The sequence below is a fragment of the Vagococcus lutrae genome (genome assembly GCF_023299185.1).
Classification (GTDB): Bacteria; Bacillota; Bacilli; order Lactobacillales; family Vagococcaceae; genus Vagococcus_A; species Vagococcus_A lutrae.
This window is the reverse complement of sequence record NZ_CP097017.1, coordinates 73,973-89,325: the sequence shown is the minus strand read 5'-3', so window position 1 is coordinate 89,325 and position 15,353 is coordinate 73,973. Positions and strand designations below refer to the sequence as shown.

Sequence of the window (15,353 nt, the reverse complement as noted above, 5' to 3'; positions counted from 1 at the left end):
TTTTTATGGTAAAACATGGCCTGAAGCCTGATACAACGCGTACCAATCTGCACGGGATAAAACAATGTGACTGCTATTAGCAATTTCTGTCAGACGTTCTTTAGTCATCGTACCAGCTAATGTTTGAATATTAGCTGGGTGTCGCTGATTCCAAGCCGTTACAATACCCGTCTTAGTAGTTTGGTATTTATCAGCTAATTCACTTAACAACGCATTTATTTCAGGAAACTCTGGTTGGTCGATAAACAATCCTTCCGTCATGTGTTGATAAGGCGACCAAGCCTGTACCGTCATCTGATGAAGTCGAGCATAATCTAATGCGTAACCATCTCGATTAATCGCTTCGGCTTCATGACGATTAACATGAATCCCTTCAGCCACCATATGATTAGCCATTAAACCAAATTGTAACTGATTGACTACTAACGGCATATCACTAGGTAAAGCTTGCTTTAACAACTCGATTTGAAGCGGATGATAATTACTCACACCAAAAAATTTAACTTTACCACTTTCTCGAAGAAGTTCAAATGCTTCGGCTACTTCTTCTGGTTCAATCAGAGCATCGGGACGATGTAAAGCCAAAATGTCTAAATAATCGACACCTAAACGATGCAAAATCTGATCAACACTGGCTAGAATATGAGCTTTCGACGAATCGTAAAATCCCGGTTGAATGCCACATTTCGATTGAATAATCAGCTGTTCACGCTCGATAGACGTTTGCTTTAACGCTCTTCCAAAAAGCGTTTCACAACTCCCTTTTCCATAAATATCAGCGTGGTCAAAAAAGTTAATACCTAACTGTTGTGTATGATTCAAATAATCAACCGCCTCTGTCATCGTCAAGCGATTAAACCGCATACATCCTACACCTATTTGTGAAGCACGAAGGGCTGCTTCGCCACCAATTTCAATATAGTTCATTTAGTCTTGCTCCTTTCGATATTTATCCCAGTCTCCCAAATCCTGTTGGTCAACAATTTCTAACTTTAAGTTATTTATCCATAATCGAACTTCTCTTCTGGCTAACGGAAAATTATTTTCTGAGACGTGCTTTATGAAAACTTCATAATGATATAAAAAGAGCTGCCCAAACGGTCTTGTTTTCTGTGTGAGTTGTTTAAAGTCTGCACGAATTAAATCTGAAGCGGTTTGTAGTAAAACTTCTTGATAATATTTATTAGGATAGTCTCTCGTCAACAACTCAAAAAACTTTAACATTTCTTCTTCGATTAAAGTACGCTGTTTTCGATAATCATCAATTTTTTTTAGTATTTCTGACAATGCTCGCTCGTTTAAAAGTTCACTTCTTTTTTCTTGATAGAATAAAAACTGAATTAACAATAACTCTAAAAACTCTAAACGCTCAACATATTCTTTTGGTGTCAACGATTTAGCAGCGACATACGCTCCTTTATTAGGAACCATTTCCACTAAACCCATGTCAGCCAATTCCTTAAACGCTGAGCGTACTGGCGAGCGACTGACTGCTAATTTTTCTGCAATCTCCGTCTCTATTAATTTTTTTTCTGGTGGCAATTGACCGGCCACAATGGCACGCTGCAAATAGTCGACCACTTGTTTTTTTACTTTTTGAGATACCATACAATGCCCCTTCTAATCATTCCAAATATGAGAACTAATCATTTTCGCTATAGCTTCGTTTCGGTCTTCGGCCGGAATTAGCACATGACCTAACAAACTATTTTCATCAAATTCTGCACGTTTCTGTCCGTAAAATAAAAATCGCCAATCCGCTTGAAAAGGCAGTTGCGTGACGGCTAACGAGTATTGCGCTTGTCTAATTGGAACAGTTAACCACTCACCTAAGACCGTTACAAGAGGCAATGGCCACCCGCAAAGCCCACGTATATGCGCTTCAAACTGTGACATGCTACACGCCACTTCAGAATAGATGCCGTCATCTAAGGTCGTAGGCTCAAAACCTGTGACATAAATAATGCCAAATTCATTAATCTTCATTTTAATAGTTAAAATACCTTGTACAGCTAAGCTATCACTCAAGATTTCTGCAATACGATAAACTTCATCCTGTTCCTCACGCAAAAGATTCGCGTTTGAATAATACCCTTCTAACCGTCCAATAAGAATTTTTTTTTCTACAATTGGGAAAAATACGGGCGCCTCTTCTCCATTACTAACGACTGAAACACGTATTTCTTTACTATACGGAATTTCAGATTCTAATAAACAGGGTCCTTCTTTAAAGAGGTGCTGTGCATTTTTAACATCTGATAATTCTTTAATTTCAAAATAGTCATCTTGCGTATGTGTCCGTCTAACCGTTTTTAACACACAAGGAAATCCAATACTTTCCAACGCTTCATAGACTTCAACAAGATTGTGAACAATCTCAAACGGTGGAATGTTTACTGCACTTTCATTTAAAAAACGACGTTCATCTAACCGATGATGTGCTAACTCTAAGACTGCCAACCCCTGAGGTAAGCTTTTTAATAGAGGTAGTGTTTGACTTTCTACATAACTCGTATATTCAAAAATAATAAAATCACTCATCTGGTTTAATTGCATTAAATATACTTCATTATGATACTCTCCTTGAATATGCCAGTCCGCAACAGCAGACGCTTGACAGTGTTCGAGGGGATCTAATATCGCTACTTTTAATCCTAGTTTATGAGCGGTAAGCGTTAGCATCCGTGCTAAATGCCCGCCCCCTACAATTCCTATAGTTTGACCTTGTATATATAACTTTGACATCACTTTTCCTACTTTACTATTTGATAATTTATCTACTATCATATTGTGCTAATTGATAGTTTTCAATAACAGATACAATTTTTTCTTGATAATTAGGATCCGTGGCATAGCCAGCTGATTGCAGTGCAGCAGCGGCATCACGATAATTGGTCGCTTGTAAAACAGCATGATATAGTTGGGGATTCCAGTCTACACCGTTTACGAATAACAAACTGTGGTCACGCATGGATTCTTCCCAGTTCGCATATACTTTAAAAGGGGCTTGGATTGTTTTCCACTTACCATCAACAAACTCTTTGGTTTCCAACATCACACTGGTATCGTCATATCCTTTTATGCCGTACAAATTATAATAACTTGCGGCTAATTGACTAGTCCCCCAGTCTGACTCAAGAATAGCCTGTCCCAGAATGATACTGGGTAACACACCAAACTCATCTTGTAACTGCTGAGCAGTCGGAGCGAGTTGTTCGATAAACGCCTCATGCGAAGGAGATGATTCTACCAAAACATGATTAGAACTGCTACTTGCCAATGAATTGGGTATATCTCCTATCATCATCTTCATTACAGTAAAAAAACCATATAAGGCTAATAAGCTAATGACAATACTACTTAGATGATCTACCTTCTTTTTCCACTTTTTTCGTGTCACTTTTCTTCGTGCCATTTTTCTCCTTCTCTTCAAATCGTTCTATATACTGTTCCAACGTCAAATCATATTTTTTCATATACGCTGCATGTTCTTTTCCTACATATCGAATGTGCCAAGGTTCATATTGAATCCCTGTGATTTCTTCTTTTTCTTTTGGATAGCGAATAATAAAGCCATAATCGGTTACGTTATTAGCTAACCATTTGCCAGCTTTCGTCTGTCCAAATTCTGGTTCGAGTCCTTTTTCATCAGCGTACCAATCTTGGTCGACGACATCCAAGGCTAAACCCGTATGATGTTCGCTTGTACCAGGAATGGCGATATAATCATCTGTCAGTTTTCTAGCGCGTTCTTCAGACTTTCCTTGTGCCATATATTCTTGAATGGAATTATCATAGACGTTTTGCTGGTTTTCTACCGAACGATACGCGGAAACAACCGTTAAGTCAATACCTGCTTCCTTGGCTGCTTGCTCCAATGCATAATAGGCATCAAAGGCCATTTCAGCGATTTCGTAGCCATTTTTCATAATCGTAATGGGTAGAACCGTATTTTCCTTCATCGGCTGATTATGATTGACTAATATCAAGGCTGGATCTTCTTTGCTGCCTACCGGTAAATCATCATAGACTTCGCTCGCTTCAGTAGAAGCATCCGATGAAGACTGACGCCTTTCAGTCGCCAGTGTTTCAGTGGTGGAAGGTGCTGGTTGACTTTCTCTATTAAACAAGCGAATACTTGTAACAATGATTAGCACCATTACGAATCCCGCCAATATTTTTTTTGCCATGAACTTCTTACACGTCCTTTTTCTCTTGAATATATGTTTCTGTTAAATTCTCATTCACCCATTCTAATAAATCCACGGGCGCATCTTCAATTTGTCTTTGGACAACTGCTGGTAAATGAAAGTATAAAATATCATCATAGCCCCAAGAGTCATACTGTAAGGATACTTTTAAATTAATCATTCCTTGCGCTGCTGACCACGCTTTTTCACGACGAGTAGCCGACTCCTGTTGTGAAATCAATTCAACCATTGCCTCACCACTATTTATCCATTTTTTAGCAATCAGCGTTTTAAGACGCTTATATTCCATTACAATATAATTTCGTTTCTCAGGGAAGAGAATAGCTTGACGGATTAATTTTTGAATAAGCATCCATTCATAGTCTGAAAATAAATTTTTAACTAATTGCATGGCTTCGGTATTTAAGGTTCCTGTTCCATTTTTCCACGACTCCCACTCACTCACATCTACTTTTAAATAGGTTTCACAAAATTCTTGCGCGGTTAAAAATTGATGTTGAACCCGGTCTTCAATAATTGCTACTAATGCTTCATGCATCATTTATTCTCCTTTCTAAAATAACATATTACGTCACTCGTTTCACACGTCTTTAGACTGATTTTATATCAGTTTGTTGTTGCATAAAAATCGCCTTTGCTTCTAAAAGGTGGTGAAACTCCGTCATAAATTGATACAACTTTGCTCGACTTTCAAATTCTGAACGTGTCTTAGGTAGCGGACTCTGTTCGTAAAAATCAAATGTAACTTCTAAGTCATTTAACAGCTCACTCACAGGATTATGCGCATCAAATTCTCGAGAAGTTTTCTCAAGAATCGTGACAATCGGAGTGGCAGCAATATCAGCCACTTCTATTTCATTGATTAAATAGCACATACTCTCAATCGCTTCGACTTGTTTATGGCGCATAGTAAAATATTCTATATAATAGCGCGTGTCTTGTAGTAAGTGATTATCCGCATGATGTAACGCCATCTTCTGTGCTGTAATAAGTTGGGCATTTAATTCAGCCAATAAACTCGCTGACTGCTTCTGACTATCATCTCCTTGCAGTCTCTCTGCAAAGGAAGCAAGTAAACCGCTAATCGCCGTATCAATTTCCAACTGAAGAGTTTGCAGTCGATTGTCCGTACTAGGCATATATAAATTAAACAGTAACGCCCACCCGACACCAATTAACATCAAGGAGTAACTATTAATAATCATCGACCTATCTACAGTTTGAGCTAATAAATAATGCGTCACTAAAACGGAACTAATCGGAATGGCATCGGCGAGATTAAATGAGAGCGCAATTGGTACAAAACAAATCAAATACGCACCAAACGCTAACGCACGGTAACCTATCAAATGAAAAAAGACTCCTGCAATCAAGGTCGCAATACCTAGTGCTAGCAATCGTCCTAGTCCAATTTTAACTGTTGATTTCTTTGTATCAGTTAAACTAAGAATGGCAATAATACCCGCAGAAGCTGGATTTAGCAATCCAAACCACTGAGCTGTTACTATCGCAAGCGTTGCACTGATTGCCATTTTGACTGACTTAACCACCATCTACCACTCGTCACATCCTTTCTCTTTCTATTTTACCATGTTTTATTCGACTTCGATAATAAACAACATTTTTTAAAAATCCTTTAAATTTTATGGTATAGTAAAAGAAATGTGAAACGGAGGGATTCGATGCGAATAGGACCTTTTCGCCTTGGCTATCGTACATTCAAAACCGGGATTGCTGTCTTATTATCTATCATTGTTATGCGCTTATTTGGTCAGGATAATCCGATGATTGCGTGTTTAACGGCCGTCTTTACACTACGTGAAGATTTATCTAGCACTTACGAATTTGGACGTAAAAGAGTGTTGGGTGTCGCTTTAGGAGGCGTATCAGCCATTCTTTTTTACCTCAGCGAAGAAGTGATTGGCAATACCCGTTTAGCTGAACTCATTCTCATACCACTATTTGTCATATTTCTAATCGTTATGGCAGATTCACTTGGTGCTCACAAAGGAATTATCGGGGGGACTGCGACTTTCTTAATCATTGCGTTCAACACCCCTGAAAATCAAACACTCGGCTTCGTCATTCACCGCGTGCTAGGGTCGTTCGTTGGTATGTTTATTGCTTTCGTAGTCAATCGCACTATTAAAGCACCACCCCGTCAATTAGTAACTGTTACCCCTAAAGACTTACATATCGCGAAATTAAAAAATGAAGTCGCTCGACAGCAAAAAGAAATTCAACAATTACAAAACGTGTTGGAAAATGCACAAAAAAAGGATTGACCAGCTAGCTGGCCAATCCTTTTTCTATTCATCATTCATGTTCTCTTTGTTCTGTGGCTGATTTCCTACAAAATTCTCTAATAAATTTTTTAAATCTAAGCCTGTCGTTTCTTTTAATGTTTCTTGCGAAGAAGCAAGCAAGTTAGTAGCGTAGTTCGTCACGCGGTTCGCTCCTCCATTTTTACTCTCTCCATTACCGGTATCAACAACGGAAATTTTCTCAATATTGCCAAGAGGTTGAGCCGCTTCTTTCACGATACTTGGTAATATTTCAATGACCATACTTAGAACCGCTGCCTCCCCATATTGTTTGAACGCTTCCGCAATTTTAGCTTTTGCTTCTGCTTCTGCTTGCCCTTTCGCTAAGATAGCTTCTGCCGCTGCTTGACCAGCTAAACGAACTTCTGAGGCATTTGCTTTAGCCATTGCTTCCACACGGAATTGTTCAGCTTCTGCTTCAGCAACTTCGCGTGCTTTACTAGCTAAGGCTTCTTGTTCACGCGCATAACGATCGGCATCTGCTTTCTTTTTCACTTCAGAATCATATTGTTTTTCTCTTCTGATAATTTCTTTTTCTTCTAATTCAATTTGCTTTTGTCTTTCAATTACTTTAACTTCCATTTCTTGAGCAACTACTTCTTGTTGTGCTTTCGCGCTTTCAAGATTGTATGCTTGGTCAGCTTTCGCTTTTGCAATATCTTGCTCTTGTTTATAAGCTGCTAATTTTAATTCCTTTTCTTTAGCGGCTTCGGCAATTTCTGTTTGTCGTTCTAACTCGGATTTTTGGGATTCTTTTTCAGCTTGTGCTCGCTTAATCCGTGTTTCTTTATCCGCTTCTGCTTCAGCAATATTAGCATCACGTTTTACTTGAGCAATTCTTGGTTTACCAAGTGAATCAAGATAGCCATTTTTATCTTTCACTTCCTTAATTGTAAACGATACAATGACCAAGCCCATTTTGGCTAAATCCACGCTCGCCACTTCTTGAACACTTTGACTAAATTTATCACGGTTTTGATAAATCTCTTCAACAGTCATCGAACCTAAAATCGAACGTAAATGTCCTTCCAATACTTCACGTGCTTCATTTTCAAGTTCTTCACGTGTTTTACTTAGAAACTGTTCAGCCGCTGTAGCAATTTCTTCAACAGAAGAACCGATTTTAATAATAGACGTTCCATCTGCCATAACAGGTACACCTTGTTCTGTATAAACTTCCGGAGTGGACACATCTAACTTACTTGATAACAGGCTTAAACGATTGGAGCGTTGGAAAACTGGTAAAACAAAAGCACCACCACCACGTACAATCTTAACTTTATTACCTGATTCATCTCGATGCACATTTTTCGTGCCTAAGTATGAACCACTAATAATTAATGCCTCATCTGGCTTGGCTGTTTGATATTTTGATATAAATACAACCAACAACATTAATAAAATAAAAACAAAAATCCCTACTGCTACTAATACTCCTACTGCCATCACTTCATCTCCTTATGATATAAAATTTTCTTTATAAGGCACCACATAACATACGTGATTTCTTACTTCAATAATTAATACTTGACTACCATTTTTAATTGACTCTGTTTGTTCTTCGTAAAAACTTGCTGGACGGGTTGTCGATCCTGTAACGCTACTAATCTTAATTTCTCCCATTCCCGTTACCGGAATCGGTGTCACAACGGTGGCGACACGCCCTTCAAAACTTTTTTCAGTAGTTGAGAGTGTAGATTCTGAATTTTTCAGTGGTACAAGTACATAAAAGTTTAATAGGAAAACCAAAATCGTTGCAAGCGCTACCCCTATTAATAAAATAAAAAGACTCGACAAAGTAGTTAAACGCTCTCCTAAAAAACCAACTAGTGAAACAAATGCTAACCACGGAACAATTAACATTGGATCTAACGGACCGTCAAACTCAAAAATATCACCAAACAAGAAAAGTAAAATGGCAATCCCCGCACAGACTAGCAATCCATAAAAATAAATTGTTTCTAATGATAATGACCCCATTTAGATAACCACCTCCCAACAATTGGTGCGTCCCATTGCTTAATTTAAGTATACACTATTTCAATATCCGCCAAAAGAAAAATCGAAAAAGCCTTGAGATTTTTCTCAAGGCTTTTCTTAACTTATTCAGAAGATTTTAATGCTTCAATCATATCAACTTTTTTTAATTTACGATGCATGATTAACATGACGATGAGAGAAAAGAATAAGGTTAACACTCCTGCATAAGCATAACTTTGCCAATGTATCGTGGGTGAAAACATTAATTGATTCACTTCAGCTGTTTCTAATACAAAACGATGAAGTGCCTTTCCTAAAAAGCCACCTACAATTATTCCCAAGACTGTCAAAATATTATTTTCTCGATAAACATACATCGTCACCTCGCGATGATAAAAACCAAGAACTTTAATTGTCGATAGCTCACGAATACGCTCTTCAACGTTAATATTCGTCAAATTATATAATACGATTAGGGCTAGAGTACCCGCACAAATTATTAAAACCCATACAACAACAGTCAAGCTATCAATCGTATCCGTCATCGCATCACTCGTTTCACTTAAAAAAGTCACATTTAAGATATTATCAGATTTCATCCACTTTTCTGCGACTTGTGCCTCTTCTTTTTCCGTCATCGCATCTGTCTGAACTAAATCAACATTATAAGTTGGTACTTTTCCGAATACTTCTTCATAGTACTTAGGAGATAAGTATAAATAGTGCATGGCGTAATTCTCAATAACTCGAGCAATTTTCACTTCGTAACTTCGATTTTTGCTGTCATAAAGTTTTAACGTATCTCCCGGCGATAGTTGCCATAGTTTCGCTAATTTTTCACTCACAAATGCCCCTTCATCACCCAATTGGAAAACGTCCCCTGATTTTCGTTGATTAAACAATACAAAATTCGGTAGCTTATCCATCTCTTCTGGTACTGTAACGTAAACTTCTTGATTGGTTAAGCCTTTCTTTTTCACTGTCATCATTTCTTGTGAAATAGCTAAGTCATCACGATAATGCGTGCTTTCTTTTAATAAATCGGTCACTTTTTCCTCACTGTCACGTACTACAATACTCTGATAATCCCAAAGTTTGTCAAACTGAATCGCGACAACATCCGTAATGGAGTCACGCAACCCAAAGCCTGTTACCATAAGCGCCATGCCACCCGCTACACCAAAAACAGTCATAAACATCCGCTGTTTATAACGAAAAAGATTTCGGGCGGTCACTTTTTGATTAAAGCTTAAACGACGCCAAATAAATGGAATACGCTCAAGTAAAATACGCTTACCTGCTTTTGGAGCTTTCGGTCGCATTAAAATAGCTGGCTGACTTAATAAGTCAACTCGCAAGACAACGTACGTCGCAAGCAGCGTACCGACAATTGCCACGACAAACGACTGAATAATGTAACGTGAATAATATACAATCGTAATTTTCGGTAAATTATAAAGTGCCCCGTACGCATCAAAAATCACATTTGGAAACAAGTTAAACCCTATTAAAAGTCCTAAGGTTGTCCCTATCGTTGCCGCTAAGGCAGCATATAACATAAATTTCAAAGCAATTTCATGATTCTTATAGCCTAACGCTTTCATCGTTCCGATTTCTCCACGTTTATCATCAACCATACGCGTCATCGTTGTTAGCGAGACGAGCGCTGCGATTAAGAAAAAGAAAACTGGGAAAACCGTTGCGATAGAAGAAATGCGGTCAGCATTTTCTTTAAACTCTGAAAAACCCGGATAATCATCACGCGTCAAATAAAGGTACGCTGGTTTTTTTAGCTCAGATAGTTTTTCTTTTTGTTTTGTTAATTCTACCTGTCCTTTTTCCCACTCTTGTTGTCCTTCAGCTAACTTGTTGCGTGCTTCTGCTAACTGAGCATTAGCCTCTTGCCACTCCTTTTCCTTGATATCAAGTTCCTCGGTAGCGGCTTGTTTTTTCTGCTCTAGTTGTTGATAGCCTTGAGAAAGTTGTTCGTCTGCTTGGTAAAGCTGATCGGCTCCCGCCATAATGGCTCCTTTAGCACTTGTTAATTGTGCCATACCATTTGAAAAAGCTTCATATTGATTGCGAAATTCATCAATTCCTGACTCTAAACTAGCTAATTCAGGTATGCCACCTTTTAGTTGCTGAAATTCTTGTCGTAAATCATTAGACAAAGGTAAAACATAGTCCGCTTGCTCTAATCTGTCCAGAAATAAAACAACTTGTTTTAACAATAAATACTCTGGAGAGTCAGGTGTTGGCAATGGTGGTTGGCTTGGTTCCGTTTCCGGCTGATTTTCTTCAATTTCTTCAGAACTTGCTGTTTCATCTTCCGTTGTTTTTAGCTCTGGATTTGGAAGTTCCGGAGCTGTTTCTAACTGAGCAAGTTGTTGTTCAAATACGCTTTTCAACTGTGTCACTTGTTGATGAAGTTGCTGCTCACCAGCTATTAATTGCTGACGTCCTTGTTCTAATTGAGCTGATTGCGCTTCTACCGTCTGCTTTTGTTTTTCAAATTCTTGTTTCTTTTGTTCTAGTTCTTTTACTTTGGCATCTAATTGTTGGCGTGCTTCTGCTAACTGTTGCGACAAAGCCGCACGTCCGTCCGCTAACTGCACGCGTCCATCTTCAAGCTTCCTCTCATTTTCTTCAATGGTTCGTTGAGCCTCATCTAGTTCAGCTTTACTATTTGTAAGCTCTGCCTCTGCTTCTTTTAATGGTTTTTCATATTCTGTTTTCCATTCATCTAACGTTTGTTGCGGGCGCTTTGCTAAGTATTTTTTTAATTTTTTTTGTGACGCCTTAAATGTCCGTTCGTATTCTTGGCTATATGTTACTTTGTCATTTAGACCTTGATAGCTAATCGCAATCTCGGTATAAACAGGCAAATCAAAATCTTTTTCATTAATAAGCATAAAAAAGTCTAAAGACCCTTTACCGACTTGAGTCGTCCCACGACTCATATTTTCTATATAAAGAGGTGAATTAACAAAGCCGACTACGCGAAATTCATTTTGTTTAAGTCCCTCTACGTCACTATCGGATAAAGTAATAGTATCCCCGATTTTGATGTCTTGTAAATAACTTGCGCGATAATCGACTGCCGTCTCTCCAGAACTTTTCGGCATTTTCCCTTCTACTAGCACAGGACGATTAAGCTTTATTTTTTCATGCCAAGAGTACAGTCGTATCGTCCGATTATCTTTTTCAAGATTATAATCTAATGAGTAACCTGGTTCTGCTGTTTCTATAAATGCGGCTTTCTTAACAAAATCAACGTCCTCTTTAGAAAAACCAGCCGTACTGATTAATTGGTTATCCATCAAATGTTGTCGTTTCACATAACTATCAGCCGTTTTTAGCATATTAGGACCGGTTGCTTTTACCCCCGCATACAGTGAGACCCCTAATAAGATAATCCCTAATATTGATAAGAAACGAGCTTTTGATTGACGTATTTCACGCCATGTTGTTTTCCACAATGCTGTTTTTTTCATCACACGTCCCCTACCATTCTATTGACTCTACTGGGACAGGCGTTTCATTTAATTCAACACTACGAACGCGCGCATCATTAATACGTATGACACGGTCGGCCATTGGTGCTATCGCGGAGTTATGTGTAATAACTACAACAGTCGTACCCATTTCTCGACAACTAGTTTGAAGTAACCCCAGTATTTGTTTTCCCGTTTCATAGTCAAGAGCACCGGTTGGTTCATCGCATAATAATAATTTAGGATTTTTCGCTAACGCTCGCGCAATCGCTACGCGCTGCTGTTCTCCACCTGATAGTTGTGCAGGAAAATTATCTTGACGATGAGTCAATCCCACTTGCGCAAGTACCTCGTCAATATCTAGTGCATGAGGTACTATTTGCGAAGCTAATTCCACATTTTCCTTTGCTGTCAAATTAGGCACTAAATTATAAAATTGAAAAACAAATCCTATATCATAGCGTCTAAATGTTGTCAGTTCTTTCTCGTTTAACCCGACTAAATCAACGCCATCAACCAAAACTTGGCCTTCATCAGCCGTGTCCATTCCACCTAAAATATTTAATACTGTCGATTTTCCGGCGCCACTTGGCCCCAGTATGACAACAAATTCGCCTTCTTCTATTTCAAAAGATATTGCATCGTTAGCAACTATCATTGACTCGCCCATTTGATACCGCTTATACACATCTCGCAATGCCACATAGCTCATACTATTCCTCCTCTGATTGCTCTTCTTGTTTATTATACCTGTCTTTATTCTCGATTTCTAACATTTACTTTATAAAAAATCAGGTTTCAACTTTGATTTGAATACGGTATACTAGCGTTAAGTACGTTTTGAAAGGATTATTATAACCATGTCAAAAAAAAATAAAAAAACAATTCGCAATCGTTTAAGCCCTACACTCGTTTCATTTATCACCATTGTTATTCTTATTTTAGCTGCTTTAGGCTTCCAAGTACCTGACTTTTTATATGAGTGGTTTCCAGAAAGTCAAATTGGAACGGTCTCGACTGACCGCAAAACATATAATGAATTCGAGCCAGTCGAACATGGAGCAGCTACTTTTACAAAAGAAGAGCTAAAAGATAGTCAAACGGGGTGGATTAAACTCTTCCCACTCGACCATCTTGAACGCGCGACAGGGGCTGAAGCGCTTATTACACCCGACATGATAGGTACTGGTACTAAAGCTAATCAATCAATACGTCCACCCGGCTTTATCTCTGGTTTAGAGCCACATAATCACGCTCGCGGCCATTTAATTGGCAATCAACTCGGTGGTACGGGTGATGACCCGAAAAATCTCGTTACATTATACCAGTTCCCAGTGAATAGTCCTTATATGACAAAATACGAAAACGCTATTCGCAGTGCAGCGGATAATGGAGATCATATTCGCTATCGCGTCATTCCTATCTACGATGAAAAAGAGTTAATGCCGGTGGAAATACATATGGAAGGACAGAGCACGCTACCTACAGGAACGATAAATTTTAATGTCACCATTCCAAATAAACCTAAGGAGGCAAAAAAATGAGTACACTGTTTAACACCGTTCAATACCGACTCCCTGACAAAGACATCCAAACATTTCTTTCATATATTGAAGAACGCAAATTGTTTCAATACTTAGATTACTTTTTACTCGATCGTCAACGCTTCTTACCTCAATTCCAAGAAGAAATGACGTATCTAGCTTCTGATACAACCATTTCTCAAGCATTTTTAGATGCGCATCACTATCATGTCGTGTCACGAACCATCGATGGTGATTATCTTGCAGCCAATAACCAGCAAGTCGTTGTCATTCCTAAAAGTTTTCACCTTAACGATTTAGAATATTTCAACATGTCTATGATTGATTTCTGGGTTGCCTTAGAGAAAGGGGAAATTGATAGTCAGTTTTTACCCGACTTTAGTTCAGATATGATGGAAGATATTGAAGAACCTATCGAGGAATCTAGCACATCGCCTGACGAACCACCTCAAAAAAGTAACTGGTTTCGTCGACTTTTCCATTAAAATAAAAAAGAACGCGAAAGAAAATTCTTTCGCGTTCTTTTTATTCTTCCTCTTCGTCGTCTTCAAAGTCTAAGTCAGCATCGATATCATCTTCATCAATAATCGTTAGTTCATTTTCAACTTCATCTGGAATATCTTCGTCGTCATCGGTCATATCATCCGCACCGATTTCTGATAAGTCTTTTCCATAAGCAGCGATTTCTTCGTCTTCGTCGACTTCTTCGTCATCTACGATGTAATCGTCATCTTCTTCGTCAATATCACTATCTTCAGGATCATCGTCATTGTAATCAATTGCATCTTCATCATCCATATCAAGAAAAGCATTTACTTTTTTACGTTTGCGTCGTTTTGGACGATCTTCATCATCTTCATCCGCAAAGGTAGATACTTCTTCGTCTATCGAATCAACTGGATACCATGAACGTAATCCCCAACGATTTTCACCCAACGATATAAAACTTCCATCGATATTTAAATCTGTATAAAACTGAGATAAATTTTCTCGAATCTCACTATCGGCTTTTTCTAAATAGTTTTGGATTTGGTTGACTAAGTCAGAAAATTCCATGATGTCGCCGCGCTCTTCTAAAATAGCATGTGCGACTTCAATCATTGATAATTCATGTTTGTTAACACCTTCAAAAATTTTCATTTCCAAACAGTACACGTCCTTTCGCAGTCTACTCTTTATCATACCGTATTTACTACTAAAAATGCAATCTCTTTTTGCTTTATGCTGTGAATTTCAAGCGCAAATGATAAACACCTAGTTTTTCTTCTCCAGCCATCAAATCGTAGTCAATCGCTACCGTCCCCGAGAGCGGTCTGTCTTTCAACGTCACTCGTAAGTTATGTGTCATGGTACTAATCGTTAACATACCGTAAGGGGTTAAATAATCTGTATCATTTTTGTCTTGGTAGCTAAATCTTAAACGCATACGATTCTCTCCGTCATGAATAAGTTGAACACTTCCGTCAGGGTTCAATTTAATAGTAACATTCGTAGCTGCTTGATTTTTATCTTCAGGCTCTTGATAGCGCAAATATAAGGTGCCACCAATTTCGACTAGTTGGCCTTCCACTTCATAAAAAAATTCTTCTAATTCATCATGCTGATAAATTTCTGTACGAAGCGTCAGCATGATTGGCGTCGTTTTGCGTGATTGTGACATCGTTTCACCTACTTTTTATGTTCTCTTCTTTATTTTACCAAACTATCACTCATTTGTCTGTTTTAGTGAAAGGGAATGTTTGATACAAATATATCTCTTTTATTAGCTATTTCAGTTATAATAAACACATATACTAATTA

Annotated in this window: 16 protein-coding genes; 3 read left to right on the top strand and 13 right to left on the bottom strand. The window is 38.2% G+C overall.

Annotation, left to right across the window (positions count from 1 at the left end):
* Positions 1–3: 3 nt before the first annotated feature.
* Genes M2919_RS00490 through M2919_RS00460 form a run of 7 tightly spaced genes read right to left on the bottom strand, consistent with a single transcriptional unit; the run spans position 4 to position 5,764 of the window.
* The gene (locus M2919_RS00490; RefSeq protein ID WP_248848867.1) at positions 4–927 is read right to left on the bottom strand and encodes an aldo/keto reductase; all 924 of its coding nucleotides are present in this window, start codon (positions 925–927) and stop codon (positions 4–6) included.
* A complete protein-coding gene (locus tag M2919_RS00485; protein ID WP_248848865.1) occupies positions 928–1,608 on the bottom strand; it encodes a GntR family transcriptional regulator in 681 nt (226 codons plus the stop codon).
* Between the two features lie 12 nt (positions 1,609–1,620).
* Entirely contained in the window at positions 1,621–2,745 is a 1,125-nt protein-coding gene (locus M2919_RS00480) for an ATP-grasp domain-containing protein (RefSeq protein ID WP_248848863.1), read from the bottom strand.
* Positions 2,746–2,773: 28 nt separating this feature from the next.
* A complete protein-coding gene (locus tag M2919_RS00475) occupies positions 2,774–3,415 on the bottom strand; it encodes a glycoside hydrolase family 73 protein (RefSeq protein ID WP_248848861.1) in 642 nt (213 codons plus the stop codon).
* Positions 3,357–4,190: a M15 family metallopeptidase gene (locus M2919_RS00470; protein ID WP_248848859.1), complete on the bottom strand. Its 834-nt coding sequence runs from the start codon at positions 4,188–4,190 to the stop codon at positions 3,357–3,359. The genes M2919_RS00475 and M2919_RS00470 overlap by 59 nt, the downstream gene beginning before the upstream one ends.
* Positions 4,191–4,197: 7 nt before the next feature.
* Positions 4,198–4,749, bottom strand: coding sequence for a hypothetical protein (locus M2919_RS00465; protein ID WP_023605646.1), 552 nt, complete (start codon positions 4,747–4,749; stop codon positions 4,198–4,200).
* A 52-nt stretch (positions 4,750–4,801) separates the two neighbouring features.
* Positions 4,802–5,764 carry an aromatic acid exporter family protein gene (locus M2919_RS00460; protein WP_248848857.1) on the bottom strand — a complete coding sequence of 321 codons (963 nt, stop codon included), beginning with the start codon at positions 5,762–5,764 and terminating at the stop codon, positions 4,802–4,804.
* Positions 5,765–5,893: 129 nt separating this feature from the next.
* On the opposite strand from M2919_RS00460, the gene M2919_RS00455 reads away from it, so the two are divergent.
* Positions 5,894–6,496 carry an FUSC family protein gene (locus tag M2919_RS00455; RefSeq protein ID WP_248848856.1) on the top strand — a complete coding sequence of 201 codons (603 nt, stop codon included), beginning with the start codon at positions 5,894–5,896 and terminating at the stop codon, positions 6,494–6,496.
* A 24-nt stretch (positions 6,497–6,520) separates the two neighbouring features.
* Here M2919_RS00455 and M2919_RS00450 read toward each other — a convergent pair whose 3' ends face one another.
* From M2919_RS00450 to M2919_RS00435, 4 genes are all read right to left on the bottom strand, one after another.
* On the bottom strand, positions 6,521–7,981 hold the full coding sequence (locus tag M2919_RS00450; protein WP_126763684.1) for a flotillin family protein: 1,461 nt from the start codon (positions 7,979–7,981) through the stop codon (positions 6,521–6,523).
* A gap of 12 nt (positions 7,982–7,993) precedes the next feature.
* Complete coding sequence (locus tag M2919_RS00445; protein WP_222318363.1) at positions 7,994–8,515, bottom strand: NfeD family protein; 522 nt, start codon at positions 8,513–8,515, stop codon at positions 7,994–7,996.
* Positions 8,516–8,637: 122 nt separating this feature from the next.
* A complete protein-coding gene (locus M2919_RS00440; RefSeq protein ID WP_248848853.1) occupies positions 8,638–12,009 on the bottom strand; it encodes an ABC transporter permease in 3,372 nt (1,123 codons plus the stop codon).
* 10 nt (positions 12,010–12,019) lie between these two features.
* Positions 12,020–12,721 (bottom strand): ABC transporter ATP-binding protein, encoded by a 702-nt coding sequence (locus M2919_RS00435; protein WP_023605652.1) that lies wholly within the window; start codon positions 12,719–12,721, stop codon positions 12,020–12,022.
* 148 nt (positions 12,722–12,869) lie between these two features.
* On the opposite strand from M2919_RS00435, the gene M2919_RS00430 reads away from it, so the two are divergent.
* Together M2919_RS00430 and M2919_RS00425 are read left to right on the top strand one after the other, a co-directional pair.
* Positions 12,870–13,553: a DNA/RNA non-specific endonuclease gene (locus M2919_RS00430; RefSeq protein ID WP_248848852.1), complete on the top strand. Its 684-nt coding sequence runs from the start codon at positions 12,870–12,872 to the stop codon at positions 13,551–13,553.
* A complete protein-coding gene (locus tag M2919_RS00425; protein WP_248848850.1) occupies positions 13,550–14,038 on the top strand; it encodes a hypothetical protein in 489 nt (162 codons plus the stop codon). The genes M2919_RS00430 and M2919_RS00425 overlap by 4 nt, the downstream gene beginning before the upstream one ends.
* 40 nt (positions 14,039–14,078) lie before the next feature.
* Here M2919_RS00425 and rpoE read toward each other — a convergent pair whose 3' ends face one another.
* Both rpoE and M2919_RS00415 read right to left on the bottom strand, forming a co-directional pair.
* Positions 14,079–14,699 carry a DNA-directed RNA polymerase subunit delta gene (gene rpoE / locus M2919_RS00420; RefSeq protein WP_126763667.1) on the bottom strand — a complete coding sequence of 207 codons (621 nt, stop codon included), beginning with the start codon at positions 14,697–14,699 and terminating at the stop codon, positions 14,079–14,081.
* A gap of 73 nt (positions 14,700–14,772) precedes the next feature.
* Entirely contained in the window at positions 14,773–15,213 is a 441-nt protein-coding gene (locus M2919_RS00415) for a YwiB family protein (protein WP_248848844.1), read from the bottom strand.
* Positions 15,214–15,353 lie beyond the last annotated feature (140 nt).